Below are 25,805 nucleotides of genomic sequence, written 5' to 3'. Positions count from 1 at the left end.
TCTAGTTCCTGCGTGGATCAGTTGAAGGTAGGAGTCACAACACCTGTGGAGGTGTTGTAGATGATGGTGTCGTTGGCGCCATCGCGCTGATAGGTGTAGGTGCAGCTGTTGGCCGGTGCCGCGGTGGCCACGTAGTCGGGGTTGGTACCGGCCACTGTCGGTGCAGAGCCTTGCAGCAGGCCCGCCCAGAGATTCTGGCACTCTACAACGGAGGGGGTGGCGACCGCTGGCGGGTTGCCGGCCAGGCCGGTGCCGGCAGGCCAGAAGTTGGCGTTCACATCCACGTCACCAGCACCGAAGCCCAGTACGTTGATGAAGCAGTTATTGCCGGTGCAACCCTGAACACCACCATTGCGGTTAACCTCATTCTGCGAGCGGACCAACGTGACTGCAGAAGCGAGACCGCCGGCCGCACCCTCTAGTGCGGAACGATGCGCATCGCGGCTGGCATTCATGAAACGCGGCAGCGCCACAGCAGCCAGAATGCCGAGGATGACGATGACCACGACCAGTTCGATCAGGGTAAAACCTTTGCTGTTTTTCATTAACTTCCCTCAGTGACATCAATACCCCGCCGCAGACAACTCCGCAGCGGGTACCGCTTCAAGCTCCAGGGCAAAAGCCGCACCTGACGATTGTGACGCAGTTGGCATTCCATCGGGAACCACCAACAGCCGCCAGGCATGCACTTCACCCTGCCCCCTTGTCCATCCGTCGGCAAAGCTTGCCCGGTACATCACCCAGGCCTCGCGAGGTAGCCAGTACCAGCAACCGCTTTGCGGTGCATCACCAGCGGCCAGTTCGCCGCAGTAGTTGTCCTGCTGCCAACGCAGCAGGACAAACGGATTCTTCGTGCGCCAGGCCATGCCCAGCGTCTTGTCCTTGGCCAGATGCTCCGCGGCCAGGCTGTTGAGGCTGGCCGCCAGGTGCCGACGGGTCGCCTCCATGGCGCGCCGCTCACTGACCTGAGCGATCTTCCAGCCTAACGCCAGCACTAGGCAAAGGGTCATGAGCAGGATCAAGCCCCAGCCAAACAGGCGCAAACGCCTTACCCAGAAGTCGCTCTCATAGTCCGGGCTCACGCGCCGCCCTTGGCCACCGAGGCCAGGTCCCACATCGGCAGAAACACACCCAGCGCCAGCACCAGCACCATGATGCCCATGGCTACGATGAGGATCGGCTCGATGGCATCGGCCAGCTGTTTGAGGTCGTAGTCGACCTCCTGCTCGTAGAAGTCGGCGACTTCGACGAACAGGTCATCCAGTGCGCCGGTTTCCTCACCTACCGCCATCATCTGCAGCACCAGCGGGGTGAACAGCCCGCTGGTGGACGCCGTGCTGGTCAGCGCCTCGCCGCGCTCCACGCCTTCGCGCATGCCGAGGATGGCCTGGCCGATAAACAGGTTGCCGACGCTGGCGCTGTTGATCGACAGGGTCTGCAGCAGCGGCACGCCGGCGCGGTACATCATGGCGAAGGTGCGGGTGAAGCGAGCCAGGGCGATGCGCTCGAACACCCCACCAACAATGGGCAGGCGCAGCTTGAGCTGATCCCACTTGAGCGCGCCGGCGTCGCTGGCGGTCCAGCGGATGAAACCGTAGATGGCCGCGCCGAACAGCAACAGCAGCAGCCACCAGTAATCCTGGAAGAACTGCGAGGTGCCGATCAGCACACGAGTCGGCCAGGGCAGCTCGGCCTTGAACTGCTCGAACACCTTGGCGAACGCCGGGATCACGAACATGTTGATCACCACCAGCGCCACGCCCATGGCCGACAGCACGAACAGCGGGTAGCGGGTGGCCTGCTTGATCCGTTTGCGCGTCTCGCGCTCCATCTCCAGGTAGCCGGACAACTGCTTGAAGGCCTGGTCGAGCTGGCCGGTGTTCTCGCCGACGCTGATCATGCTGATGAACAGGGTGCTGAACACCTTGGGATGGGCATTCAGCGACACCGCCATGCTCATGCCGCCTTCGAGGTCGCTGCGCACGGCCTGCAGCACTTCACGGAAATATTCATTGCGATGGGACTCGGCCAGACCGCCGATGGCACGGATGATCGGCACGCCGGCCTTGCTCAGGCTGTACATCTGCCGGCAGAAGATGATCAGTTCTTCCAGATCCACACGCTTGCGGCGCAGCAGTTCCTTGATGCTGGCGAGTACATCGTCGTTGCCCTGGGCCGCCTGCTCTTCGATGCTCAGCGGGGTAATGCGCTCGGCCAGCAGTTCGCTGGCCAGGTTGTCGGCCGAGCCGCTTTCGCGGCTGCCGCTGACCTTGCTGCCCTGGGCGTCACGGCCGGTGTAGCGGAACTGGCTCATGGGTAGGACGCCCGCACAGCCAGGTAGCCCGGATGTAATCCGGGAAGCAGGCAACTCCATTCCCGGATTGCATCCGGGCTACAAAAGCGCCCTCTCCCGTAAACGGGAGAGGGAGATAGCGTGGTGCCTGCCTGAAGAAGCCCGCGCATCACACCAACACCTCGTCGGTGAGGGTGGCGCAGACCTTGAGCACTTCCTCGACGCTGGTCACCCCGGCCAGGGCATAGTCCAGCGCGCAGGCCGCCAGCGGACGGTAGTGGGCGCTGGCCTGCGCCGCTTCGGCGAAGCCTTGTGGGTCATTGCGGCGTAACGCGGCAATCATGCCGTCATCCATCTCCAGCAATTCGTAAACACCGATGCGCCCGGCATAGCCGGTGTTGTGGCACTGGTGGCAACCGGCACCGCGCTTGAAGCTGCGCCCGGTCAGCGGCGCGCGGTGCAGGTTTTCCAGCCAGAGCAGCTGGCGCGGCTCGGGCGTATCGGCCTCCATGCAGTTCTCGCACACACGACGGATCAAGCGCTGAGCCAGCACCGCATTCAGCGAGGTGGCGACCAGGAACGGCTCGGCGCCCATGTCGATCAGGCGCATGGCCGAGGTCAGGGCGTCGTTGGTGTGCAGGGTGGACAGCACCAGGTGGCCGGTGAGCGCCGCGCGCAGGCCGATCTCGGCGGTTTCCTGATCGCGCATTTCGCCGATCAGCACGATGTCCGGGTCCTGGCGCAGAGCGGCGCGCAGCACGCGGGCGAAGCTGAGGTCGATCTTGGCGTTGACCTGCACCTGGTTGACCCGTGGCAGGCGGTATTCCACCGGGTCTTCCACGGTAATGATCTTCTTCTCCGGGCTGTTCAGCTCGGACAGCCCGGCATACAAGGTGGTGGTCTTACCCGAACCGGTAGGGCCGGTGACCAGTACCAGGCCGAACGGACGCTGCAGCAGGCGACGGAAGCGCACCAGCATGTCCGCCGGCATGCCGCTGGTGTCAAGGTTGGAGACGCCGCCGGTCTGGTCGAGCAGACGCATCACCACCGACTCGCCGAACTGCACCGGCATGGTCGAGACCCGCACATCGATGTTGCGGTTCTTCACTCGGATATTGAAGCGGCCGTCCTGCGGCAGGCGCTTCTCGGAGATATCCAGGCCGGACATGATCTTCAGGCGCATGACCAGCGCCGAGGCAACCCGCGCCTCCTTCATCACCTGCTCGTTGAGCACGCCGTCGATGCGCTGGCGGATGCGCACCACGCCCTCGTCGGGTTCGATGTGGATGTCCGAGGCCTTCATCTGCACCGCGTCCTCGAACAGCGTCTGCAGCAGGCGCACCACCGGCGCCTCGGTGTTGTTGTCGGCGCCCAGTTTGGACAGGTCGAAGTCACTGTCCTTCAGCTCGCCTTCCAGCTCGCCGGCGATCGAGGCGATCTCGCTGGTGCGCCGGTATACGGTATCGAGGGTGGCCAGCAGCTCAGCCTCGCGCACCACGGCCGGGTGCACGCGGGTCTTGAGGATGCGCTCCATCTCGTCGAGGGCGAACAGGTCGAGCGGGTCGGACATGCCAACCAGAAAACCGCCGCTCTCGCGCGACAGGACCATGGCGCGGAAACGCCTGGCCATGGCTTCCGGTAGGTTCTGCACCAGTTGCTGGTCGAACTTGAAGTGTTTGAGTTCGATGAAAGGGATCTTCAGCTGTTCGGATAGCGCAGTGAGCAGCTTGACCTCGGCGACGAAGCCGAGATCGACCACTGTACGACCGAGCTTGGAGCCGGTGCGCTTCTGCTCCTGCAGGGCCAGCTGCAATTGCGCATCACTGATCAGCCCGGCCTGGATCAGCAGGTCGCCGAGGCGCAATTTGCGCTGACGGATATCTTCAGTCATCAACGACCTCCCAGCGCCGTGGCGCGTTCACTGGCGAAGCGGCGGGCGCTGTCGTCCAGGCCCAGCCCCTGCAGGGCCAAGCGGTAATGGCGGGCGGCCTCAGCCGATTGATCGAGCTGTTCCAGGGCGATGGCCAGGCCCAGCTGCCAGGTCGACTGGCTCGGGCGCAGGGCGGTCATGCGCCGGTACAGCGCGGCGCTTTCCTGCCATTGCCCGGTCTGCTGATAACTGGCGGCCAGCAGGGCGAAATAAGTGGGTTCCTGCTCCAGCACCGGGGCGTTCTGCTCCAGGGTCGCCACGGCGTCCTTGGTAGCGCCAGCCTGCAACTGGGTGCGCGCCAGCAACAGGCGCAACTCGCTGTCATGCGGCATCTGCGCCAGCTGCGCCGGCAACCAGCTGAGCAGGCGCTGCTGCTCGCCAGCGGCCAGATAGGCTCGCGCTAGCCAGCGCAGCACTTCAGGATCGCGACCACGGCTCTTCTGCAGGGTTTCCAGCTCGCGGATGGCACGCGGGTAGTCGCCGTCCTGTAGGGCCTGCCGTGCCTGGGCCAGGCCATCCGGGCGATAGGGGGTAACGCTGACCTGCGGCGGACCACTGGGCGGAGCAACCGCCGCTGGTTCGGCGGCCGCTGCCGGCGCGGGCGCATCAGTCGGTAGCGGGGCATTGGCCCAGGCTGGCAAGGCCGGTTCGGCCTGCACGGCAGGCGGTTCGGCAGCGGGCAGCTGGTCCAGCTCCACCACGGGCTCGGACTCTACTGGCGCCGCCGTTAGCGGCACTTCCAGCCACAGCACCCAGCGATCGCCGGCCGGTTCCAGGCGGTCACGCACTTCCAGCCCCTCGCCCAGCCCGACCAGCAGCACCTGCACATCCGCCCCCTGCGCTTCGACCCGCCAGGACAGGCTGCGCCCATCACGCTGCACGCGACCGCGCTGGGCTTCACCCGTCAGCGCCACACCCGGCAGGCGCAGGCTCACCGCCCCGCTCTCCTCGGTGCGCTGATAGGGCACCGAGCGATCCAGCAGAATCTGCAACACCAGTCCGCGCGCATCGTGCTGCGGCAGCACCTCGAGCACCTGCGCGGCTGGTGCCACGGTAACCGTCGCAGGCGGGGTGACGCTGGCCAGAGTCGGCACGCCCTTGACCACCCGGCCGATCATCAGGCCGACCAGCAAGCCGATGAGGATTACCGCAGCCATCCAGATCGAGCCACGGCGGATCCGTTCGGCGCGCTCGCGACGCGCGGCTGCCGCTTCATCCACGGCCTGCAGACCATCCAGCTGCAGGCGCTCGGCAGGCGCGGCGCGGCGTTCTTCGAGGTCGCGCAGCATGTCGTTGACCAGGCTCATGGCAGCCACTCCCGCCACTGCGCCAGCCAGGGCCAGGCGCCGATCACCAGCAGCAGCGACAGACTGGCCGCCGCCAGCCCCCAGCCCAGCCAGGGCGTGGTGCTGCGCAGAAAGGGCTGGGCGCCTTCGGTATCCAGCTGGGCGCGGCGCACATGGCTGACGCTGATCTGCCGCCGGCCTTCGCCATAGGCCACCATCAGCGCCTTGTGCGCGAGGATGTTTATCAACCGCGGAATACCGCCGCTGCCGCGCACCAGGCGGCGAATCGCGGCAGCGGAGAACAAGGGTTCGCCGCGATAACCGGCCACGGCCAGGCGCTCGTTGAGGTAGCGGGCGGTGTCCTTCACATCCAGCGGGCGCAGGCGATAGGAAAAGGTGATGCGTTGGCGCAGTTGGCGGAACTCGTTGCGTTCCAGGGTGGCGTCCAGCTCCGGCTGGCCGAACAGGACCACCTGCAGCAGCTTGGCCTGTTCGGTTTCCAGATTGGTCAGCAGGCGCAGGGCTTCCAGGGTCGCGGTCGGCAGGGCCTGGGCCTCGTCGAGCAGCACCACGGTACTCTTGCCGGCAGCCGCCAGCTCGATCAGGCGCCGGTGCAGCGCATCAAGAATGCTCTGGGCATCCAGCTCCTCGATGCCTTCGATGCCCAGCTCACGGGCCAGCGCCTGGCGTAGGCCGGTCGGGCTCATGCCGGGGTTGGGCAGATAGGCCAGCTGGTAGCGCTGGTCATCCAGCAGATTGAGCAGAGCGCGGCAGAGCAGGGTCTTGCCGGTGCCCACCTCGCCGGTGACTTTGATAAAGCCTTCACCTTCACCGAGTGCCACGCGCAGCAGATTGAGGCAGGCCTGGTAAGGCGCCAGCTGCACCAGGAACCCGGTGTTGGGGGTCAACGCGAACGGCTTTTCGCGCAGGCCGAAGAAGGCTTCGTACATCGCCTTATCTCAGTTCCTTGAAGGTTTCCGCGCTCTTGCGCAGCTCATCCAGCCACACGTCGTCGTTGACCACCTGGGGGCGCATGAGGATCACCAGCTCGCTCTTCTGCAGGGCCTTGCGCTGCTGCTTGAACAGGTTGCCGACGATGGGCAGGGTGCTGGCCCATGGCACTTCGGCGTCGTCATTCTCGTTGGTGCTCTGCAGCAGGCCGCCGATCACCACCACCTGGCCACTGCGCGCCCGCACGATGGAGTCGGACTGACGCGAGGTGGAAAGGGCCAGCGGCAGATTGAAGACATTGTCCTCGCCCAGCACGATGGTCTTGTTCTGGTCCTCGACGCGGCTCACTGTCGGGCGTACGTGCAGGGTGACAGTATCGTTCTGGTCGATCTGCGGAGTGACGTCCAACGAGATGCCCGAGAAGAACGGCGTCAGGGTGATGTCCTGGGTCGGCTCGGTAACCCCGGCTGCCGTGGTCGTGGTGCTGCTCGACGACACTTCGGTGACGAAGAACTCGTCGGTGCCGACCTTGATCACTGCCTTCTGGTTATTCAGTGTGGAAATGCGCGGGCTGGACAGTACCCGCACCTCGCCCTGGGTCTGCAGCAACTGGATCAGCCCGGTGAAGTCACCCAGGGTCAGCACGCTGCTGAATACGCCGCCAATACCGGTCGGCCCGTCGAGGGTTTCCCCGGCAATACCGGCGCTGACATCGCTGCCCAGCTGTTCCCAGCTGATACCGGCCTGGAAGCCGTCATTGAGCTGCACTTCGAGGATCTTGGTTTCCAGAATCACCTGGCGCTGCAGGTTGCGTTGCGCCTGTTCGAGGAAACGCGCGACGTTTTCCTGATCGGCACTGTTGGCGCGCACCACGAGCAGGCTGGCCTGCGGGTTGACCACCACGCTGTTGCCCTGCTCACCACCAACGATCATCGCCACCACTTCGCGCACTTCACGCCAGAAGTCGACATCGCTGCTGGTGGTCACCTGGCTGGCATTGAGCGTGGTCACCGAGCTGTCACTGGTGCTGCTGCCGTCATCGCTGTTACTGCTCTCGCTCTCGTCACTGACCACCTGGCCAGAGCTGACGCGGGTGTCGGACACGCCCACACGCTGCAGGTTGAGGTAGTTGAGATCGTAGCTGCGGGTGATCGCCCGGTTCGGCAGGATCTGGTAGCCATAGGTGCTGTGGCGGAAGTCATAGCCATAGCTGTCGCGCACCGCCGCCAGCACTTCCTCCAGGGTGACCCGGCGCAGGCTGAAAGTGATGGTGCCGGTAACGTCCGGGTGCACCACCAGGTTCTGCCCGGCGCCTTCCATCAGGCTGAGGAAGAACTCACGGGCTGGCATGTCCTTGGCCGAGACATCGAAGCGCGGGCCGCTGCCAATACTCAGCGAACTGCTCAGCGGCGGGATCAACGAGGCCTGGACCGCCGCTGGCGGCATGACCTTGTTCTGCGCCTGAGCCTGTTGCAGGCTCTCGTCGAGCAGCTTGCCGCTCTGTTCATAGAGTTGCGTGTCGCCATCAATGAAGGTCTGGCAGGCGCTCAGCAGGCAGGCCAGGCTCAACAGGCCGAGACGCGGCAGGAATGTATTCATAGGCTTCATCGGCTCGGTTTCAATACGGGTTCAGCCAGGCGCAGCAGCTGTTGCTGGCCCTGACGCTCGATCAATACGCTGTGCGTGTGGATGGCCAGCACGCGGGCGCCGGCATGCTCGTCGCCAACCCGCAGAGTGCTGCCGCCAATCACCGCGCGGCTGCCCTGGGCGCCGCGCAGGATCGCCTGCAGCACCAGCGGCGCCTGCACCTCGCCGGCACTCACCGCCGGCAGCAGGTTGGCGGGCGGCTGGGTCGGGTCGATGGCGGGCGCAGCATGGGCCAGGCCAGCAGTCAGCAACAGGTTCAGCAGCAATACTCTAGACACCGACCCACCCCGCCTGACGACTCAAGGTATACAGCTTCAGGCTGATCTTGGCCTGGGACGGTCCACCGTCACCGACCTGGTAATCCAGGCTGTCCCAGTTGAGCTTCCAGCCGCTGGCCTGAACCGCCTGCAGATAGGCCAGCAGGTCGAAGTAACCGCCCTGCAGCTGCAGATGCAGACCATGCCGATAGAGGGTGACCGGAGCCGGCGCGGCGCCAGGCTCAAGCTTGACCGGCGCAGCGCCGGGCAATTGCATGGGCTCGCTGAAGCTTTCCAGACCGACCAGGCGCAAGCGCGGCTGGGAACGCAGCAGCTCAGCCAGCACAGCTTTCATCTTCTGCGGCGTGACCAGTTCGGCGGTGTTCTGGTCGATCTGGCTGATCAGCTCCTCGCGGCTGGCCGAGGCCGCCAGCAGAGCGCTGCGATAGGGAATATTGGGGTCGGCCGCCAGCTTGGCCTGCAAGTCGGCCAGACCGGCCTGGGCCTCCAGGCGCCGTGCCTCGGTCACCTTGAAACTGGCCTGCTGCTTGGCCAGGCGCGCACTCAGCGGGTCGCCGAACAGCAGCATATAAAGCAGCGCACAGAGCACCAGGCCGACACTGAAGGCCAGCCACTGCTCGCGCGGCGCCATACCGTGCCAGCGTTGCAACCACTTATTCATTGCCCGGCTCCTTGTCGCCAACCTGGGAAGACAGGTCGAAGTGCAGCAGCTGGTCGTCGCCGCGCTGCACTTCGAAACGGGCGAATTCACGACCCTGGAAGACCGGGCTCTGGCCAAGGCGCTGCAGGTATTGCGGCAGCAGCTCCTGATCCTGGCTGCTGCCCTGCAGACGCATGTGCGTGCCGCCGGCGCTCAGGCCAATGCCACTGAGCCACAGGCCGCTAGCTGGATGATGGTCGGCCAGTGCCTGCAGTGGCGCGACGAAGCCCGCCGTGCGCTGGCTGGCCAGCACCTGCAGGTAGCCGATCAGGCGCTGCAGCTGCTGGTTGTCGGCCTCACGCGCGGCCAGTTCGAGCGGCAGACCGCTGTCCAGTTGCGGCTCGACGAAGCTGGCCTTGACCGCGGCCAGCAGGGTCTCCTGCTCCTGCGCTGCCACTTCGGCCTGGCTCAGTTGCGCCGCGCCCTGGCGCAACTGCCAGCCTTGCCAGGCCGCATGGGCCAGGCACAACAGCACCAGCACGGCCAACAGGGCCAGCATCTGGTTCGGCTGCGGGCCGCTACGGCGCGGTTGTTCGATCTGGTAGAGGTTGAGGTTCTGCATCAACCGGCCTCCTGGCGCAACGCCGCACCCACAGCCGCCATGCAGTAGGCCTGCTCGGCCTCGTCAAGCGCGGCAGTAGCCTGCCCAGGAAAAAGGTCGCGCAGGTCTAGGGCCTGCAGCTTGACCGCCAGCCCGGTGGACAGAGTCTGCAGAACGGCCGCGCCATTGCGCTTCATCGGCAACAGCAGCAGGCGGTTGATGTAGCCCTTGCCCAGCTGGCTCTCGAAATAGTCCAGCGAGCGCTGGATTTCCAGGGTCACCGCGCCGAAGTCATCACCGGCGTGATCCAGGCCCTGCTCGATGCGCCGTGCCATATAGAGGTCGGCGGCATGCTGCACGCTGATCAGCCCCTCGCTGGAGCGCAGGCGCAGCAACGCCAGATTCATGCCCTCGGCGCCGGCCAGCAGGCCGAGGTTGCGGAAGGCCATTTCGGTGACATCGATACTCTGCAACTGCAGCCCGGCCTGCGCGCACAAGTCAGCCCAGGCCTGCATGCGCGCCTTGCTCAGCACCGCGCAATAGGCCATGCGCGAACGGCCACGGTAAGCATCGTCGGGTAGGGCGAAGGCATCGACCACCACCTGCTCCAGCGGCTCGGCGATCAGGTCCTTGATGCGCCAGCGCATGGCGGCACGCAGCTCTTCGGCTGGCACGTCGGGGCTGTCGAGCAGGAGCATCTGGTAAGTGGCGGGGTGCAGCAACAGGTTGACCGGCATGCCTTGCAGGTTCAGTTCGGCAACCATCTTCTTCAGCACGGCAGGCTGCTCAGCCGGTGCTGCCTGGCGGAACTGGCAGTCGAGCAAACGTGGAGCTTCACCAGCAACGCGCAGGACGCGCGCCAGGGCAATTCCCTCAGGCCCGGTTTCAATACCGAGCAGACCGTCCGCTGTTATTTTCTTTCTCGCGAACCACACCAACTGCATGCCCCCTGCTTACCCAGTGCACATCATCCGCCACCAAGGCCGACGATGGATGACGACACGCAGTAGAATGCATGCCATCTGCCCTGTCCCTGAGCCCGATCAATGTTCCATGTCGTCCTGTTCCAGCCCGAGATTCCGCCGAACACCGGCAACATCATTCGCCTCTGTGCCAACACCGGCTGCCAGCTGCATCTTATCGAGCCGCTGGGCTTCGAACTGGACGACAAGCGTTTGCGGCGTGCCGGGCTGGATTACCACGAATACGCGACATTAAAACGCCATCAGTCATTGAGCGACTGTATCACAGTTACTGGTAGCGACAGGATATTGGCATTTACCACAAAAGCCAGCCACAGCTACGCGCAAATGCAGTATCGGCGCGGCGATATGCTGCTGTTCGGCCCGGAAAGCCGCGGCCTGCCGGCAGACATACTGGAGCAGATACCCGACCCGCAGCGCCTGCGTATGCCCATGCGCCCGCAATGCCGCAGCCTCAATCTGTCCAATGCGGTGGCCGTGGTGACGTACGAGGCCTGGCGCCAGCACGATTTCGCCATGGAGTAAGAAATCGGCAGACAGAAAAAAAGCGCCCCGCGGGGCGCTTTTTTCATTACCGCAGGCTTTAGGCCTGAGCGGTTTCCGCACCAGCGGCCTGCATGCGCTGCAGCTCCTGGGCGTACAGGGCGTCGAAGTTCACCGGAGCCAGCATCAGCGCCGGGAAGGAGCCGCGCACCACCAGGTTGTCCAGCGCCTCGCGGGCGTAGGGGAACAGCAGGTTCGGGCAGAACGCGCCGAGGGTGTGGCTCATGGACGCAGCGTCCAGGCCCTTGATCAGGAAGATGCCAGCCTGCTGCACTTCGGCGATGAAGGCGGTCTCTTCGCCAGTCTTGACGGTCACAGAGAGGGTCAGCACCACTTCGTGGAAGTCGCCGTCCAGCGACTTCTGGCGGGTGTTCAGATCGAGCGCGACGCTTGGCGCCCACTCCTGGCGGAAGATTTCCGGGCTCTTCGGCGCCTCGAAGGACAGATCCTTCACATAGATACGCTGCAGGGAGAACTGTGGGCCTTGCTCGGCCTGGGCGGCGCCGTTGGTAACTTGCTCGGTCATGACGAAGTCTTCTTGTTTACGGGTTTCGGAAAGGGTTCAGGCCTTGAGCAGCGCATCCAGCTTGCCGGCGCGCTCCAGGGCATATAGATCGTCGCAGCCACCGATGTGGGCACTGCCAATCCAGATCTGCGGTACCGAGGTGCGCCCGGCCTTGCGCGTCATTTCGGCGCGCGCCTCGGGCTTGCCATCGACACTGATTTCCTGGAAAGCCACACCCTTGCTGCTCAGCAACTGCTTGGCACGGATGCAGTAAGGGCACCAGGCGCTGGAGTACACGACGATCTCGGGCATATCACTTGACCACTGGCAGGTTGTCGCCGCGCCAGCTGGCGATACCGCCACCCAGTTTGGCGGCGGTGAAGCCAGCTTTCTTCAGCTCGCGGGCAACGCTGCCGGCATGCTGACCCATGGCATCGACCACGATCACGGTCTTGGCCTTGTGCTTGTCCAGCTCGACCATGCGGCTGGCCAGCTTGTCGAAGGGGATGTTGATGGCGCCAACGATATGGCCGCTGGCGAAATCCTTGTTGTTGCGCACATCCAGCACTACACCCTGCTCGCTGTTGACCAGCGCGGTCAGCTCACGGCTGGACAGGCTTTTGCCACCCTTGCGCAGCTCGGTGACGATCAGCAGCACCAGCAGGAAGACGAAGCAGGCGGTCAGTACATAGTGGTTAGTGGCAAATTCAATCAGGTGGGCCAACATTGCGCGGTTCCAGGGCGTTAAAATGCCGGCCAGTATACACAGCATGCCTTATCGGCCAAGCCCCGCCGGGCGGTGACGCGGCGGGCTTATGGCCGTAAAATGCGCGACCTTTTTGCTCACCATGCACAGCGAGCCAGCCCCCATGAGCGCCACGCCCAAACCTCTGGTCCTGATCATCCTCGACGGCTTCGGTCACAGCGACAACCCCGAGTACAACGCCATCCATGCGGCCAACACGCCGGTCTACGACCGTCTGCGCGCCACCCAGCCGCATGGCCTGATCTCGGGCAGCGGCATGGATGTCGGCCTGCCGGACGGGCAGATGGGCAACTCGGAAGTCGGTCACATGAACCTCGGCGCCGGCCGCGTGGTGTACCAGGACTTCACCCGGGTGACCAAGGCGATCCGCGACGGCGAGTTCTTCGAGAACGCCGTGATCAACAGCGCCGTGGATAAGGCCGTAAGTGCCGGCAAGGCCGTGCATATCCTCGGCCTGCTCTCCGATGGCGGTGTACACAGCCACCAGGATCACCTGGTGGCCATGGCCGAGCTGGCCGCCCAACGCGGCGCCGAGAAGATCTACCTGCACGCCTTCCTCGACGGCCGCGACACCCCGCCGAAGAGCGCCCAACCGTCCATCGAGCTGCTCGACGCCACCTTCGCCAAACTCGGTAAGGGCCGCATCGCCAGCCTCACCGGCCGCTACTTCGCCATGGACCGCGACAACCGCTGGGACCGTGTCGAGCAGGCCTATCACCTGATCGTCGAAGGCCGCGGCCAGTTCAACGCCGCCAGCGCCGTGGAAGGCCTGGCCGCCGCCTACGAGCGCGGCGAGAGCGACGAATTCGTCAAGGCCACCACCATCGGTGAGCCGGTAAAAGTGGAAGACGGCGACGCCATCGTCTTCATGAACTTCCGCGCCGACCGCGCTCGCGAGCTGACCCGCGCCTTCGTCGAACCCGGCTTCAACGAGTTCGAGCGCACGCGCGTGCCGCAACTGGCCGGCTTCGTCATGCTCACACAGTACGCGGCGAGCATCCCGGCACCCAGCGCCTACAAACCGGAACCGCTGACCAACGTGCTCGGCGAATACCTGGCGAAAAACGGCAAGACCCAGCTGCGCATCGCCGAGACCGAGAAGTACGCCCACGTCACCTTCTTCTTCTCCGGCGGCCGCGAAGAGCCGTTCGCCGGCGAAGAGCGCATCCTCATCCCCTCGCCGAACGTCGCCACCTATGACCTGCAGCCGCAGATGAGCGCGCCGGAAGTCACCGATCGTATCGTCGAGGCCATCGAGAACCAGCGTTATGACGTGATCATCGTCAACTACGCCAACGGCGACATGGTCGGCCACACCGGCGTCTTCGAAGCCGCCGTGGCCGCCGTGGAATGCCTGGACACCTGCGTCGGCCGCATCGTCGCGGCGCTGGACAAGGTCGGCGGCGAAGCACTGATCACCGCCGACCACGGCAACGTCGAGCAGATGGAAGACGAGTGCACCGGCCAGGCGCACACCGCGCACACCTGCGAGCCGGTGCCGTTCATCTATGTCGGTAAGCGCCCGGCCACCATTCGCGAAGGTGGCGTGCTGGCCGACGTGGCACCGACCCTGCTGACCCTGATGGGCCTGCCGATCCCGGCGGAAATGACCGGTACCAGCATCATCAGCCTGAAATAAAGCGCCCCGCGTCGCGAAACGCCTGCCGGCCAGCACCGGCGGGCGTTTTTTTTGCGCGACGCGACGGGCATACTAGGCCGTCCCCTGTCCCAGGTGCTGCTCAGCCCATGTTTCGCGCCCTCGCCCTGATAGTCCTGACCAGCCTGCTCGCCCCGGCCGCTTTTGCCGACGAGAAAGCCGACGCCCAAAAACAGCTGGAAGCCGCCCGCGCCGATGTCGCCGAGCTGAAGAAGCTGCTGGAAAAACTGCAGAAAGAAAAATCCGGCGTACAGAAGGACCTCAAGCGCACCGAAAGCGAGATGGGCCAGCTGGAGAAACAGGTCAAGGGCCTGCAGCAGGAGATGAACAAGAGCGAGGAGGAGCTGCAGCGCCTCGATCAGGAGAAAAAAAAACTCCAGCAATCGCGCCTTGAACAGCAACGACTGATCGGCATCCAGGCCCGGGCGGCCTACCAGGGTGGCCAGCAGGAGCCGCTGCGCCTGCTGCTAAACCAGCAGCAGCCGGAAAAGTTCTCGCGCACCCTCACCTATTACGACTATCTCGGCAAGGCACGCCTGGAGCAACTGGCCGCCTTCAACGAAACCCTGCGCCAGCTGGCCAATATCGAAACCGATATCACCACCCAGCAGGCCCGCCTGGCCGAACAGCAGAGCGCCCTGGTCAGCCAGCGCGAACAGCTCGCCAGCGTGCGCAAGGAGCGCCAGCTCGCCCTGGCCAAGCTGAACAAGGAATACAGTGCGCGCGACAGCAAGCTCAAGGCGCGACAGCAGGAACAGGCCGAGCTGACCCGCGTCCTCAAGACCATCGAGGAAACCCTGGCCCGTCAAGCGCGCGAGGCCGCCGAGGCTCAGCGCCTGGCCCTGCTCGAACAGCAGCAGGCACGCGACCCAGCTAGCAAACCACTGCCTCTCGGCCCCAGCGTCACCAGCTCCGGCGCCAGCTATGGCGGCCCCTTTGCCAGCGCCAAAGGCAAGCTGCCGTGGCCGGTCAACGGGCGCCTGGTGGCCCGCTACGGCTCGCCGCGCGGCGGTGACTCACGGACCAAGTGGGACGGCGTGCTGATCGGCGCCAGTGCCGGCAGCCAGGTGCATGCCGTGCATGGCGGTCGCGTGGTGTTCGCCGACTGGTTGCGCGGCGCCGGGCTTCTGGTCATTCTCGACCATGGCAATGGTTATCTGAGCCTCTATGGCCATAACCAGAGCCTGCTGAAAGAGGCCGGTGATATCGTCAAGGCTGGCGAGTCGATCGCCACCGTCGGCACCAGTGGCGGGCAGGACACGCCCGCACTGTATTTCGCCATTCGCCAGCAGGGCCGCCCGAGCGACCCGGCGCAATGGTGTCGCGGATGACAGCCCGCGGCTGGCATTGGCAATTATTTCTGGGAGTTCACATGTCGCATTTCCACCGCCTCACCCCTCTCGCCCTGGCCCTTGGCCTGCTGGTCGGCAGCCCTGCCCTGCAGGCCGCCCCCGAGCCGGTGGCGGCGCCCGTGGAAAACGCCAAGGCTCCGTTGCCGCTGGATGAACTGCGCACCTTCGCCGAGGTAATGGACCGCATCAAGTCGGCCTATGTCGAGCCGGTGGACGACAAGACCCTGCTGGAGAATGCGATCAAGGGCATGCTCAGCAACCTGGACCCGCACTCCGCCTACCTGGAGCCGGAAGACTTTGCCGAACTGCAGGAAAGCACCAGCGGCGAGTTTGGCGGCCTAGGTATTGAAGTCGGCATGGAAGACAGCTTCCTCAAAGTGGTCTCGCCGATCGACGACACCCCGGCCTCGCGCGCCGGTATCCAGCCCGGCGACCTGATCGTCAAGATCGACGGCCAGCCGACCAAGGGCCTGTCGCTGATGGAAGCGGTGGACAAGATGCGCGGCAAGGCCGGCAGCAAGATCAACCTGACCCTGCTGCGCGAAGGCGGCCAGCCGTTCGACGTTGAGCTGACCCGCGCGGTGATCAAGGTCAAGAGCGTGAAGAGCCAACTGCTCGACGACGGTTACGGCCTGGTGCGCATCTCGCAGTTCCAGATCAACACCGGCGAAGAAGTCGGCAAGGCCCTGGCCAAGCTGCGCAAGGACAACAACGGCAAGCTGCGCGGCATCGTCCTCGATCTGCGCAACAACCCCGGCGGCGTGCTGCAAGCGGCGGTTGAAGTCACCGACCACTTCCTCAAGAAGGGCCTGATCGTCTACACCGAGGGACGCATCGCCAACTCCGAGCTGCGCTTCAATGCCGACCCGGCCGACGCCAGCGAAGGCGTGCCGCTGGTGGTGCTGATCAACGGTGGCAGCGCCTCGGCCTCGGAGATCGTCGCCGGCGCCCTGCAGGATCACAAGCGCGGCGTGCTGATGGGCACCGACAGCTTCGGCAAGGGCTCGGTGCAGACCGTGCTGCCGTTGAACAACGACCGCGCACTAAAACTGACCACGGCTCTGTACTACACGCCGAAAGGCCGCTCAATCCAGGCCCAGGGCATCGTCCCGGACATCGAAGTGGCGCGCGCCAAACTGACCCGCGAGCAGGATGGCGAGAGCATCAAGGAAGCCGATCTGGCGGGCCACCTGGGTAACGGCAATGGTGGTGCAGACAAGCCCAGCGGCAAGAAGAGCGAGAAACCGGCTCGCCCGCAGGATGACGACTACCAGCTCAGCCAGGCGCTCAACCTGCTCAAGGGCCTGAGCGTGACACGCGGCGACTGAGCAGCACCCGCACAATAAAAAGCCCGGCTCCAGGCCGGGCTTTTTATTGCCTGCGCATGACTTACAGGTAGCTGTTGGTCATATCGTCGACAAAACCTTCCGTACGCAGCTCGTCGAGCGCTTTCTGCAAACGCTCCACCACCTCATCCGGCGTGTCCTTGTTCAGGGCCAGATAGAGCTCCGCCTCATTGAAACGCAGCACGGTGGTCAAGCCACTGACGCCCTGCTGCTTGGCCAGGTAGCGCCCAACCGGGTCCGTGGTCGCCCACAGATCGATCTTGCCCTTGACCAGCTTGTCGACGTTTTCCTGGTCGCGCAGTGCATTGACCGGCTTGAGCCCCTGTCCTTCCAAATGCTGGCTGACCGCATCGTTCTTGTAGGCGCCGACGTTGTACTGCGCGGCATCCTTGAGGGTAGCGACAGTGATCGTACTGCCAGGCGCGGCGAGCAATACCCAGCCACTTTTAGCCAGTGGACCGACCCACTTGAACTGCGGCTTGCGCTCATCCGTGAAAGTGGTCGAAAACAGACCATAGTTGGCCTTGTCCAGCGTCAGCCGGTAGAGGCGATCCCAGGGAAAGCGCAGGCTCATGGTGTAACCGATCCCCGCACGCTTGAACATCTCACGCACGATATCGGCGCTGATGCCGTCGATACCGTCCTCACGGGCAAAGTTCTTGTCATCCACAGCCATGTTGAACGGCGGGAAGTTCTCCGTGAGCAGAACCACCTTGTAATCCTCGGGCAACTCAGCCCGGGCACCAAAGGCAGTCAGTAGCAGCCCACCCAAAAGAACTTTCTGCAAAATCTTCAGCATTCTTCTAACACTCGCCTGGTAGGTGAATAAAAACGCCACCCCGTTGTACAGGGCACGCTCAGTTAGCAAATAGCGGCAGACGCATAACAAATGACCGGCGAGCGCCGGTCATTAAGGGGGTCACAGGTAACTGTTGAGTACCTTGTCGACGAAGCCTTCCTGGCGCATTTTGTCGAGTTCCTGCTGCAATTTTTGCACCACCTCATCCGGGGTCTCCGGGTTAAGGGCCAGGAACAGCTCGGCAGTCTCGAAGCGCAGCACCGTCTTCAGGCCGGTCACCCCTTCCTGCTTGGCCAGATAGCGACCAGCCGGATCGCCAGTGGCCCACAGGTCGATCTTGCCCTCCTGCAGTTTGCGGGCGTTCTCCTGATCGCGGAAGGAGGTCAGCGGCTCGAGCCCCTGGGCCAGCAGATGCTCGGCAATCGCATCGCCTTTATAGGCACCGATGCGGTACTGCTTGGCCTGCTCGAGGCTGTTGATAGTGATCGGGCTATCGGCCTTGGCCAGCATCACCCAGTCATCCGGACCAATCGGACCGACCCACTTGAACAGCTTCTCGCGCTCCGGCAGCCGGGCGGCGACGAACACACCGTGGTTGGGCTTCTCCAGCGCCAGCTTGTAGATCCGCGCCCAAGGGAAGCGCAGGGTCATGTGGTAGTTGATCCCGGCGCGCTTGAACATCTCGCGCACCACTTCCACGGCGATGCCCTTGAGGTTTTCCTCGCGGGCGTAGTTCTTGTCGTTGGTCGCCATGTTGTAAGGCGGGAAGTTCTCGGTCATCAGAATCACCGAGTAGTTCTCGTCCAATTCGGCGCGAGCAGCACCGACGTACAACAGGCTTACCCCTAATAGCGCTACCAGCAGACGCTTCAACGACATAGCCACTTCCTTATAAATATACGAAGCCGGAGTATAACTTAAGCAACATCAGCCCCAGCTGAATGCAGTACATCTTCACCACGAAGACTGTCGAATCGCCAAGTGCAGAATGACCATAGCTCTGACGCAAACCAGCAATAAACGTCACGCAAAGCTAGCATGCCAAGAGCAATCGATAGTGGCATCATGCTGCGATTAGTAGAGAGACCTGTATTCATCCATGCGCCTACGCCTCGACCCTACCCGTGATATCGATGCCGCGTTACTGCGCTACCGCAGCCTGTTCTGGGTCATCGCCCTGTTCAGTGGCGTGATCAACCTGCTGACCATCGTGCCGGCCATCTACATGATGCAGGTGTTCGACCGGGTGATGGCCAGCCGCAACGAAACCACCCTGCTGCTGCTGACCATACTCGCCCTCGGCCTGTTCCTGCTCAGCTCACTGGTGGAGTGGATACGTGGCCAGGTGATGATCAAGATGAGCGCCGGCATCGACCTCGACCTCGGTGAGCGTCTGTTTGGCGTGGCCTTCCAGAAGAGCCTCAAGGAGCACAACGCCAACCCGGCGCAGGTGCTCAGCGATCTCAACGCGCTGCGCCAGTTCCTCACCGGCTCGGCCCTGATCTCGCTGCTCGATCTACCCTGGATGCCGATCTTTCTCATCGTCACCGGCCTGCTGCATCCCTGGCTAGGGCTGTTCACCCTGCTCGGTGCACTGATCCTGTTCGCCCTGGCCATCTGGAACGAGCATGCCACCCGCAAGGGCCTGGACGAAGCCAACCAGATTTCCGTGCACTCGGCAAAGTACGTCAACAGCACCCTGCAAAATGCCGAAGTGATCCAGGCCATGGGTATGCTGAGCAACCTGCAGAAGCGCTGGGCAGCCATGCAGCAACGGCTGATCGGCGCCCAGTCCACCGCCAGCGACAAGGCCGCCGGCATCTCCACCATTACCCGCCTGGTGCGTACCGCCTGGCAGTCGTTGGCCATGGGCCTGGCCATGCTGCTGATTCTCGATGGGCAAATCTCCGGCGGAGTGATGATGGCAGCGGGCTTCCTGATCAGCAAAGCCATGCTGCCGGCCGAACAGGCCATCAGCTCATGGAAGCAACTGGACAACGCCAAAGCCAGCTACAAACGCCTGTGCGACTTACTCGAAGAGTTTCCGCGCAAACTTGAGCGCATGAGCTTGCCGGAACCAACTGGGGCAATCCGTATAGAACGCCTGGTGGTAACGCCGCCGGGCAGCAAGCGCCCGGCCGTCAACGGCATCGACCTGGCCCTGGCCAAGGGCGAGGTACTGGCCATCATCGGCCCGAGCGCCTCTGGCAAGTCGTCCCTGGCGCGCGCCATGGTCGGGGTCTGGCCACCCAGCTACGGCTCGGTGCGCCTGGACGGTGCCGAGATAGGTCAGTGGGCCAGCGAAGCGCTGGGCCCCCATCTGGGCTACCTGCCGCAGGACATCGAGCTGTTTGACGGCACGGTGGCCGAGAACATCGCTCGCTTCGGCGAGACCGACTCCAGCAAGATTATCGAAGCCGCCACCCTGGCAGGCATCCACCAGATGGTGCTGCGCTTCCCGCAGGGCTACGACACCCTGCTCGGGCCTGGCGGTCTCGGCCTGTCCGGTGGGCAGAAGCAGCGCATCGGCCTAGCCCGTGCGCTATACGGTAAACCGGCGCTGGTGGTGCTGGACGAACCCAACTCCAACCTCGACGATGCCGGCGAAGCCGCGCTGGTCGCCGCTATCGATGCCCTGCGCAAACATGGCTCGACCGTGGTACTGGTTACCCACCGCCCCAACGTGCTGGCGGTAGTCGACAAGTTGCTGGTGCTGCAGGAAGGTACACAGAAGATGTTTGGCCCGCGTGACCAGGTGCTCAAGGCCTTGTTTCCGAGCAATGCCCCTGCCAGCACCGACCCCAGCACCCAGACGAGCTGATCATGTCCGCCTCCCTCGCCAAGCCTGCCCTGCCCGCCGATATCAGTGCCGCCGCCAAGACCGCCCGGCTCGGCCTGTGGATTATCGCCCTGGGCCTCGGCGGCTTCATTCTCTGGGCCAGCCTGGCGCCGCTAGCCCAGGGCGTAGCCGGTAACGGCACGGTGGTGGTGGCCGGTGAGCGCAAGACGGTTCAAGCCCTGACCGGCGGTGCGGTGGACGATATCCTGGTGCGCGAAGGTGACCATGTGCAGGCCGGCCAGTTGCTGATCCAGCTCAACACGGTACAGGCCCAGGCGCAGCTGGAGGTTGCCCTCGGCCAGTGGTTCAGCGCACGCAGCAGCGAGGCGCGCCTGAGCTCCGAGCGCCACAGTCTGTCCGCCATCGACTGGCCGCCAGACCTGCTGGCGCGGCAGGATGACCCACGCGCCAAACGCAACATGGAACTGCAGAAGAATCTGTTCGAGACCCGCCGTGACGAGCTGAGCAGCCGCCAGCAGATTCTCGAGAACCAGGCCGCCTCGCTGCAGGAGCAACTGCGCTCCTATGAACAGATCAGAAACCATCTGGAAACCCAGCTGGACTACCAGCGCAAGGAGTTGGCCGGCCTGCGCCAACTGGCGGCCGAAGGTTATGTGCCACGTAACCGCCTGTTCGAGGCCGAGCGCAACTCTGCCCAGCTCAGCGCCCAACTGACCTCCGGCATCGCGGATATCGGCAAGACCCGGCAAAGTATCGCCGAGAGCAAGCTGCAAGCCCTGCAACTGCAACAGAGCTTCCGCATCGAGGCCGAATCCGAGCTGGCCAGTATCGCCGCCGAAGCCTCCAGCCTGGAGGAGCGGATCAAGGCCCTGGAGTTCGAGGTGAGCAACGCCGCCATCCGCGCCCCGGTGGCCGGCCAGGTGATCGGCCTGGCGGTACATACCGAAGGCGGGGTGATACCTGCCGCGCAGAAGCTGATGGACATCGTGCCACGCGGCTCGGCGTGGATCATCAAGGCCAAGTTCGAGCCCCTGGTCGCCGATCGCTTGAAGATCGGCCTGCCGGTGAACCTGCGCTTCTCCTCGCTGAACAGCGCCACGCTGCCCGTGGTGGAAGGTAAGGTGCTGACGGTCTCCGGCGATCAGCTGCTGGATGAGCAGACCGGCTTGCCCTACTTCGCCGTCGAGGTCGAAGTGGGTGCCAAAGCAGTGACCACGCTGCAGACTCACGGCCTGGAGGTGAAACCGGGCATGCAGGCCGAGGTCATGGTGCAGACCGGCGAACGCACTTTCCTTAAGTACCTGCTCAGCCCGCTGGAAAAGCGCATCCGCGGCGCACTCAAGGAAGAATGAGCATGCGCCTGAATCTTGCCCTGCTCACCGCCTTGCTGCTGCCATTCGCCCAGGCGGCAGAGCCGGCGCCTCTGTCACTGCTGGATGCCTACGACAACGCGCTGTACCACGACCCGACATTCCAGGCCGCCACCTTCGACTACCAGGCCAGCCAGCAGGAAGAAGACATCGGTCTGGCGCCACTGCTGCCACAGGTCAACGCCAGCGGCCGCTACGGCAGCACCCGCCAGCTCCGCGGCCGCGATCTCGACGGCAACAACGAAGATCCGCAGTCAATCAGTAGCGGCCTTAACCTGAGCGCCCGCCAGGTACTCTACGACCGCGCCAAAGCCGCCTACTACGCCCAGACCAAGGCGCGCGGCAGACTGGGTGAGTCGATCTATGACGATGCCTTCCAGGAACTCTTCCCGCGCGTGGTCGAGGCCTATTTCGAGGTGGCTCGCCAGGAGAATGAACTGAGCCTGATCGCGCAGCAAAAGATCGCCATCGAAGGCTTGGTCAAACAGACTCGTCGTCTCTATGAAGTGGGCGACGGTACCATTACCGACACCGAAGAGGCCCAGGCCCGCCTCGACCTGGTCATGGCCCAGGAGATCGAGGCCCAGGCCCGCCTGCAGGCCGCCCGCCATGCACTGTCCGGACGCACCGGGGTCGCCATCGACGAGATCGTGAGCATGCGTGATGAGCTGCCGGCAGCGCCGCCGCTGAAGACCGGCGAAGACCTGGTCTTCTGGCAGCAACAGGCGCACCTGGCCGCTCCACGACTGGACGCTCGGCGCGACTCGGTGGCTGTGGCCGAGGCGGAACTGCGCGCACAGAAAGCCGGGCACTACCCGCAGCTGGCGCTGGTCGGTGAACTCAATCACTCGGATCGCGACAACCTGGCCGACGACTTCCGCCGCCAGGCCACCTCCTACCTCGGCCTGTCTCTGGATGTACCGCTGTACGCCGGTGGCGGCGTCAATGCCGCTTCGCGCAAGTCACAGTTCGCCTTGTCCAGCGCCCAGGCCCAACTCGATGACGAGGCGCGTCAGCTGTCCGAGGATATCGAGCGCAACTACCTGGGCGTGGTCAGCGGTTATGCCAAGAGCAAGGCCCTGCAGACCGCCGTGAACTCCAGCCAGCGTGCTCTGGAATCGGCCGAGAAAGGCTACCAGGCCGGGGTACGCTCGACGGTGGACATACTCAACGCCCAACAGACCCTGTTCTTGGCCCGCCGTGACCTGCTCAATAGCAAGCTGCTGATGCTGCAGAGCCTGGTGACCCTGCACGCGCGCAGCGGGCTGATGCACCGCGGCCTGCTGCAGCAGGTCGAAGCGCTGTTCTGAAAGCTAAGGCCTGCTAAAAAACTCAGACGCCCGGTACGTAGCTGCGCTCGCCAGACTTGACCAGCAGGTTGAGCTGGCCGGTATGGCGACTCAGCCAGTCGCCGTTGGCGCTCGGCAGGCTACGCAGCTGGCGTAGCAGGTAGTAGCTGCCCAGACGTTCGGCACAGAAGGCCCAGACCCGTGCCTGCACGTCCGGGCGCTGGGTCGGGTGTAGTTCCACGCAGCGCCGCACCACCGCTTCGATGGCGGTGATATGGCGAACCCAGAACTCCGCCGGCAGCACTCCCAGCTCGATGCCGCCGGGGAAGAAGATCTTCTCGTCGAAGAACGGACAGACCTCCTGACGATCCAGCACACCCAGCTCCACGGCCGCAGCGGTAAAGCGCAGGAAATCCTCGACGTGGTGCACGTCCTTGTACTGATACAGGTAGCCGTGATTGACGCCGTTGAGGGTGAACTGTCCGGGTTTGCCGATCAGAAAGTCCGAATCCTTGGGCAACATCTGCTCGGTGAGTACGTCACGGTCGATCTGCTCGGTCGAGAGCACGTCCATCACCTGGTAATTGTCAGCCTGCACGCCCAGGCGCTCGCGGGTCATGAACTTGCGGTACTGGCAGATGCCCACATGGCTGATACCGGGGCGTTGCAGCAGCAGATTCTTCAGGGCGAACGCCCCGGCGATCGAGCCCAGCACCGGATGGTAGGGCTCCCATTCCGGGGCCAGGTCACGCAGATTGAGACGCCCGTCCCCCTGCGCCTCGCCCATGTAGATGGGCGTGACATAGTGCGGATAGTCCACCTCCAGCGGCACATGGGTCAGGCAGGCGTAGACGAGGTTCTCGGGGGCCATCGGTAGCTTCCGCGGTAAGGGGTCAGTCACGCGCCGCCGAGGCGTTTCGGGCGGCCAGCAGGCCTTCCTCGAAACTGCGTACGAAGCGCGGCATATCGAACAACAGTGAAGTCTCGCGTTCCTCGGCCAGGCGTTGGCGTAGGTCGCGCAGCTGAGCGGGATCACGCGCCAGTTCGATGGCACGCCGTTCGTAGTCGGCCAGATTGTCGGTGATCAGCTCGGGCAGCTCCAGGGCGGTGAGCAGGCTGCCGGCCATACGCGAGGCGAAGGTGCGCCCGGAACGGGTCAGCACCGGCAGGCCCATCCACAGGGCATCGTTGACGGTGGTGCCACCATTGAACGGATAAGCATCGAGGAACAGATCGGCCACCGTGTAGCGCGCCAGGTACAGCTCGGGCGCCACGCGCGGGGCGAAGATCAGCCGCTCGGCCGCTACACCGTGGCGTTCGGCACAGGCCAGCAGGTTGGCCTGCGACCACTGATTGTCGGCCAGCAGCCAGAACACGCTGTCCGGCACAGCGGCGAGGATGCGCATCCAGCAGGAGAAGGTTTCTTCGTTGAACTTGTAGTTGTTGTTGAAACAGCAGAACACCACCTTATCTTCCGGCAGCCCGCAGTCGGCACGGCTGGGCAGCGGGGCCACCGGGCGCCGACGGTCACTGCACTGGAACACCGGCAGGTACAGCGGCTTCTCGCTGTAGAACGGCTTTTCCGCATCGGGAATCAGGTAGCGGTCGGCGATCACGTAATCCACGCAAGGCAGGCCGGTCGGCCCCGGGAAACCCAGGTAGGTAATCTGCAGCGGCGCCGGGCGATAGGCCAGGATATTCGGCCGCGCCCCCGAAGTCAGGCCCTGCAGATCGATCAGGATGTCGATCTCGTGCTGCTGGATCAGTTGCGCTGCGCTGGCGTCATCCATGCCACCAATGAGAATGAAGTGGTCCATGGCCGCCTTCACCCGCGCACGCAGGGCCGAACCATCCTCGCGGCTCCAGCAGAAGCCGTAGACCTCGAAACGCTCGCGATCGAGCAATTCGAACAGCTCCACCGTCAGCAGCGACACCGCATGCAGACAGAAGTCCGACGAGAGAAAGGCAATGCGCACACGCGGATGGTCGTAGCCTTGCGGCGGTGCCAACAGCGCCACACGCTGGTTGACCCGCTCGACCACGAAGCGCATGGCGGTGGCCAACTGCAGGCCCGGATCGTCGCTGGCGGAAAGCATGGCCAGGGGCGAGGTAGCCTTGAGCATATCACCGCAAGACAGGCCATCCAGCGGAGTCAGCACCGGCCACTCGCACTGTTTCTGGCGCAGATGCACCCAGTGCTGGATCACCTTGGGCTGCAGCGGATTGGCCTGCAGGCTGGCCAGCAGCTTCTGTTCGGCCGACTGCAGCTGGCGAGTCTCTTCCATCAACCGGCCCATGCTGTTGAGCACCATGATGTACAGCTCAGGGTTGAGCTCGGGACCCACCAGCGGGTGGTCGAGCATCGACTGCCAGATGATCAGGGCATTCTCCGCACGCCCCTGACGCTCGATCACCGCCCCCAGGTTGAACCAGGCCTGGACGAAATCAGGCTTGCGTTGAATTGCCGCCCGGTAAGCCTGCTCTGCCGCCGGCAATTGTTCCAGCTGCGACAGGGTCACCCCCAGGTTGAACTGCACGATGTAGTCGGCAGTCGAGCTGCAGTGCCCCAGCCAGGTCTGATACAGCCGAACCACATCGGTGGCACGGCGGGCCTGACCCAGCCGCTCGGCTACGGCGATCAGGTGCATGGGTTCAAGAGCAGCCTGTTCGGCCAGCTGCAGGGCGCTCAGCAGGGCAACGTCCAGGTTCGGACTTTCTAGTGGATTGGCGGGCATGCGAACGCCTTGTCAGGGGATGGATTGCACACGT

General features: G+C 64.1%; 25 protein-coding genes. 7 read left to right on the top strand and 18 right to left on the bottom strand.

Annotation, left to right across the window (positions count from 1 at the left end; translation table 11 throughout):
- Positions 1-17 precede the first annotated feature (17 nt).
- The 11 genes from H3H45_RS20330 to H3H45_RS06940 all read right to left on the bottom strand — a co-directional run bounded on the left by H3H45_RS20330 (position 18) and on the right by H3H45_RS06940 (position 10,570).
- Positions 18-545, bottom strand: coding sequence for a type II secretion system protein (locus H3H45_RS20330; RefSeq protein WP_182832977.1), 528 nt, complete (start codon positions 543-545; stop codon positions 18-20).
- A gap of 18 nt (positions 546-563) precedes the next feature.
- Positions 564-1,082, bottom strand: coding sequence for a hypothetical protein (locus H3H45_RS06985; protein WP_182832976.1), 519 nt, complete (start codon positions 1,080-1,082; stop codon positions 564-566).
- Positions 1,079-2,314 carry a type II secretion system F family protein gene (locus tag H3H45_RS06980; protein ID WP_182832975.1) on the bottom strand — a complete coding sequence of 412 codons (1,236 nt, stop codon included), beginning with the start codon at positions 2,312-2,314 and terminating at the stop codon, positions 1,079-1,081. Before H3H45_RS06980 ends, H3H45_RS06985 begins: the two co-directional genes overlap by 4 nt.
- 148 nt (positions 2,315-2,462) lie before the next feature.
- Complete coding sequence (locus H3H45_RS06975; protein ID WP_182832974.1) at positions 2,463-4,184, bottom strand: GspE/PulE family protein; 1,722 nt, start codon at positions 4,182-4,184, stop codon at positions 2,463-2,465.
- The gene (locus H3H45_RS06970; protein WP_182832973.1) at positions 4,184-5,530 is read right to left on the bottom strand and encodes a tetratricopeptide repeat protein; all 1,347 of its coding nucleotides are present in this window, start codon (positions 5,528-5,530) and stop codon (positions 4,184-4,186) included. The genes H3H45_RS06975 and H3H45_RS06970 overlap by 1 nt, the downstream gene beginning before the upstream one ends.
- Positions 5,527-6,459 carry an ExeA family protein gene (locus H3H45_RS06965; protein WP_182832972.1) on the bottom strand — a complete coding sequence of 311 codons (933 nt, stop codon included), beginning with the start codon at positions 6,457-6,459 and terminating at the stop codon, positions 5,527-5,529. The genes H3H45_RS06970 and H3H45_RS06965 overlap by 4 nt, the downstream gene beginning before the upstream one ends.
- A 4-nt stretch (positions 6,460-6,463) precedes the next feature.
- The gene (locus tag H3H45_RS06960; protein WP_182832971.1) at positions 6,464-8,059 is read right to left on the bottom strand and encodes a pilus (MSHA type) biogenesis protein MshL; all 1,596 of its coding nucleotides are present in this window, start codon (positions 8,057-8,059) and stop codon (positions 6,464-6,466) included.
- 5 nt (positions 8,060-8,064) lie between these two features.
- Positions 8,065-8,385 (bottom strand): Type II secretory pathway component, encoded by a 321-nt coding sequence (locus H3H45_RS06955; RefSeq protein WP_328822265.1) that lies wholly within the window; start codon positions 8,383-8,385, stop codon positions 8,065-8,067.
- Positions 8,378-9,046: a type II secretion system protein GspM gene (gene gspM, locus H3H45_RS06950; RefSeq protein WP_182832970.1), complete on the bottom strand. Its 669-nt coding sequence runs from the start codon at positions 9,044-9,046 to the stop codon at positions 8,378-8,380. The genes H3H45_RS06955 and gspM overlap by 8 nt, the downstream gene beginning before the upstream one ends.
- Entirely contained in the window at positions 9,039-9,647 is a 609-nt protein-coding gene (locus tag H3H45_RS06945; protein WP_182832969.1) for a PilN domain-containing protein, read from the bottom strand. The genes gspM and H3H45_RS06945 overlap by 8 nt, the downstream gene beginning before the upstream one ends.
- Positions 9,647-10,570: an MSHA biogenesis protein MshI gene (locus tag H3H45_RS06940; protein ID WP_235983380.1), complete on the bottom strand. Its 924-nt coding sequence runs from the start codon at positions 10,568-10,570 to the stop codon at positions 9,647-9,649. The genes H3H45_RS06945 and H3H45_RS06940 overlap by 1 nt, the downstream gene beginning before the upstream one ends.
- Before the next feature lie 102 nt (positions 10,571-10,672).
- On the opposite strand from H3H45_RS06940, the gene trmL reads away from it, so the two are divergent.
- Positions 10,673-11,134 carry a tRNA (uridine(34)/cytosine(34)/5-carboxymethylaminomethyluridine(34)-2'-O)-methyltransferase TrmL gene (gene trmL / locus H3H45_RS06935; protein ID WP_182832968.1) on the top strand — a complete coding sequence of 154 codons (462 nt, stop codon included), beginning with the start codon at positions 10,673-10,675 and terminating at the stop codon, positions 11,132-11,134.
- A 58-nt stretch (positions 11,135-11,192) separates the two neighbouring features.
- Here the strand turns inward: trmL and secB are convergent, their stop codons facing one another.
- Genes secB through H3H45_RS06920 form a run of 3 tightly spaced genes read right to left on the bottom strand, consistent with a single transcriptional unit; the run spans position 11,193 to position 12,384 of the window.
- Complete coding sequence (gene secB, locus H3H45_RS06930; protein WP_182832967.1) at positions 11,193-11,678, bottom strand: protein-export chaperone SecB; 486 nt, start codon at positions 11,676-11,678, stop codon at positions 11,193-11,195.
- A gap of 36 nt (positions 11,679-11,714) precedes the next feature.
- Positions 11,715-11,969, bottom strand: a complete 255-nt coding sequence (grxC, locus tag H3H45_RS06925) for a glutaredoxin 3 (protein WP_182832966.1) — start codon at positions 11,967-11,969, stop codon at positions 11,715-11,717.
- A 1-nt stretch (position 11,970) separates the two neighbouring features.
- Positions 11,971-12,384: a rhodanese-like domain-containing protein gene (locus H3H45_RS06920; protein WP_182832965.1), complete on the bottom strand. Its 414-nt coding sequence runs from the start codon at positions 12,382-12,384 to the stop codon at positions 11,971-11,973.
- Between the two features lie 142 nt (positions 12,385-12,526).
- Between H3H45_RS06920 and gpmI the strand changes: the two genes are divergently transcribed.
- From gpmI to H3H45_RS06905, 3 genes are all read left to right on the top strand, one after another.
- A complete protein-coding gene (gene gpmI, locus H3H45_RS06915; RefSeq protein WP_182832964.1) occupies positions 12,527-14,062 on the top strand; it encodes a 2,3-bisphosphoglycerate-independent phosphoglycerate mutase in 1,536 nt (511 codons plus the stop codon).
- A gap of 107 nt (positions 14,063-14,169) precedes the next feature.
- On the top strand, positions 14,170-15,411 hold the full coding sequence (locus tag H3H45_RS06910; RefSeq protein ID WP_182832963.1) for a murein hydrolase activator EnvC family protein: 1,242 nt from the start codon (positions 14,170-14,172) through the stop codon (positions 15,409-15,411).
- 41 nt (positions 15,412-15,452) lie between these two features.
- Positions 15,453-16,760: a S41 family peptidase gene (locus tag H3H45_RS06905; RefSeq protein ID WP_182832962.1), complete on the top strand. Its 1,308-nt coding sequence runs from the start codon at positions 15,453-15,455 to the stop codon at positions 16,758-16,760.
- Positions 16,761-16,821: 61 nt separating this feature from the next.
- Here H3H45_RS06905 and H3H45_RS06900 read toward each other — a convergent pair whose 3' ends face one another.
- Together H3H45_RS06900 and H3H45_RS06895 are read right to left on the bottom strand one after the other, a co-directional pair.
- Entirely contained in the window at positions 16,822-17,577 is a 756-nt protein-coding gene (locus H3H45_RS06900) for a substrate-binding periplasmic protein (RefSeq protein WP_182832961.1), read from the bottom strand.
- A 120-nt stretch (positions 17,578-17,697) separates the two neighbouring features.
- The gene (locus H3H45_RS06895) at positions 17,698-18,456 is read right to left on the bottom strand and encodes a substrate-binding periplasmic protein (RefSeq protein ID WP_182832960.1); all 759 of its coding nucleotides are present in this window, start codon (positions 18,454-18,456) and stop codon (positions 17,698-17,700) included.
- A 220-nt stretch (positions 18,457-18,676) separates the two neighbouring features.
- On the opposite strand from H3H45_RS06895, the gene H3H45_RS06890 reads away from it, so the two are divergent.
- From H3H45_RS06890 to H3H45_RS06880, 3 genes are read left to right on the top strand one after another with little or no spacing between them, the layout of a single operon-like run.
- Complete coding sequence (locus H3H45_RS06890; RefSeq protein ID WP_182832959.1) at positions 18,677-20,398, top strand: type I secretion system permease/ATPase; 1,722 nt, start codon at positions 18,677-18,679, stop codon at positions 20,396-20,398.
- 2 nt (positions 20,399-20,400) lie between these two features.
- A complete protein-coding gene (locus H3H45_RS06885) occupies positions 20,401-21,729 on the top strand; it encodes an HlyD family type I secretion periplasmic adaptor subunit (RefSeq protein ID WP_182832958.1) in 1,329 nt (442 codons plus the stop codon).
- Between the two features lie 2 nt (positions 21,730-21,731).
- Entirely contained in the window at positions 21,732-23,057 is a 1,326-nt protein-coding gene (locus tag H3H45_RS06880) for a TolC family outer membrane protein (RefSeq protein WP_235983379.1), read from the top strand.
- A 22-nt stretch (positions 23,058-23,079) separates the two neighbouring features.
- On the opposite strand, the gene H3H45_RS06875 is transcribed toward H3H45_RS06880, so the two are convergent.
- Positions 23,080-23,907, bottom strand: coding sequence for a hypothetical protein (locus H3H45_RS06875; RefSeq protein ID WP_182832956.1), 828 nt, complete (start codon positions 23,905-23,907; stop codon positions 23,080-23,082).
- A gap of 22 nt (positions 23,908-23,929) precedes the next feature.
- Positions 23,930-25,771 carry an O-linked N-acetylglucosamine transferase, SPINDLY family protein gene (locus H3H45_RS06870; RefSeq protein ID WP_182832955.1) on the bottom strand — a complete coding sequence of 614 codons (1,842 nt, stop codon included), beginning with the start codon at positions 25,769-25,771 and terminating at the stop codon, positions 23,930-23,932.
- Positions 25,772-25,805: the final 34 nt, after the last annotated feature.

Origin of the sequence: Aquipseudomonas guryensis, assembly GCF_014164785.1 — a bacterium.
Taxonomy (GTDB): Bacteria; Pseudomonadota; Gammaproteobacteria; order Pseudomonadales; family Pseudomonadaceae; genus Aquipseudomonas; species Aquipseudomonas guryensis.
Note: the sequence above shows the minus strand (reverse complement) of the source record. Positions and strands in the feature narration are given on the sequence as shown.